Source organism: Nonomuraea sp. KM90, assembly GCF_052246675.1.
Taxonomy (GTDB): Bacteria; Actinomycetota; Actinomycetes; order Streptosporangiales; family Streptosporangiaceae; genus Nonomuraea.
On the sequence record NZ_JBQQCB010000367.1, the window covers coordinates 1 to 1,217 of the forward strand.

1 protein-coding gene is annotated in these 1,217 nt (G+C 74.8%); it reads left to right on the forward strand.

Annotated features, from left to right (window positions below; all coding sequences use genetic code 11):
• Nucleotides 1-1,217 (forward strand): ATP-binding protein (locus ACTWPW_RS64265; protein WP_443175052.1); only part of this gene is annotated, 1,217 nt, incomplete at both ends.

Genomic DNA, 1,217 nt, shown 5'->3' on the forward strand with positions numbered 1-1,217 from the left:
TGTCCGCCCCCCTGACCGCACTGATCGGCCGCGAGCAGGACGTGGCCGAGGCCGGCGCCCTGCTCGGCTCGGCGCGCCTGGTCACGTTGAAGGGTCCGGGCGGCGTCGGCAAAACTAGGCTCGCACTGGCGGTCGCAGAGCGCGCCGACGACGCCTTCCCCGATGGGGTGTGGCTGGTGGAGTTGGCGGGCACCTCGGGCGAGACGGCGACCGTGGCCGAGGTGGTGGCCGCCGAGCTGGGCGTCCGCGACGACACGGCGACCGGTTCGCGTCCCGGCGTGCGGCCGGCCGAGCCGGCGCACCGGCTCGCCGACGCCCTGCGCGGCCGGCGGCTGCTGCTCGTGCTGGACAACTGCGAGCACCTGACAGAACCGGTCGCCGAGCTGGTGGACCTGCTGCTACGGACCGCCCCCGGCCTGCGGGTGCTGGCCACCAGCCAGGAGTCGCTGGCGATCCCCGGGGAAACGTTGTACGCGGTGCCGCCGCTGGAGCTTCCGGTGCCGGGAGCGGATCCCGCGCGAGCCGGCTCCGTACAGCTGTTCGTGGCCCGTGCCGCGGCCGCCGCGCCCGGGTTCGTGCTGGACGAGGCCAGCGCGCCGTCGGTGGCGGCGATCTGCAGGAGGCTGGACGGCCTGCCGCTGGCGCTGGAACTGGCCGCCGCCCGCGTCCGCGCGCTGGGCGTCCGCGGCGTGGCCGACCGGCTGGACGACCGCTTCCACCTGCTCACCGTCTCGGGCCGGGGACGGCCCGCCCGCCAGCAGACCCTGCGCGCGGTGATCGACTGGAGCTGGGAGCAGCTCACCGAGCAACAGCGGCTGATCCTGCTCCGGCTGGCCGTACACCCGGGCGGCTGCACCCTGGAGGCAGCCGAGGCGGTCTGCGCGAGCCCCGGGCTTGACGTGGCCGATCTGCTGGACCAGCTGGTCGCCCGGTCGATGGTCGAATCCTCCGGCGGGAACCGCTACCGGCTGCTGGAGTCGATCGCCGCCTACTGCCTCGAACGGCTCGCCCCCGGCGATCCCGTCTTCCAGCGCCGCGACCTCTACTACACCGACCTGGCCGAACAGGCCGAGCCGCACCTGCGAGGTGCGGCCCAGCGGCGGTGGCTGGACCGCCTCGACGCCGAGGCGCCCAACCTGCGGGCCACGCTGGAGCACACCACCGACCCCGCACTGGCATCGCGCCTGGTCATCGCCCTGGGCTGGTACTGGTACCTG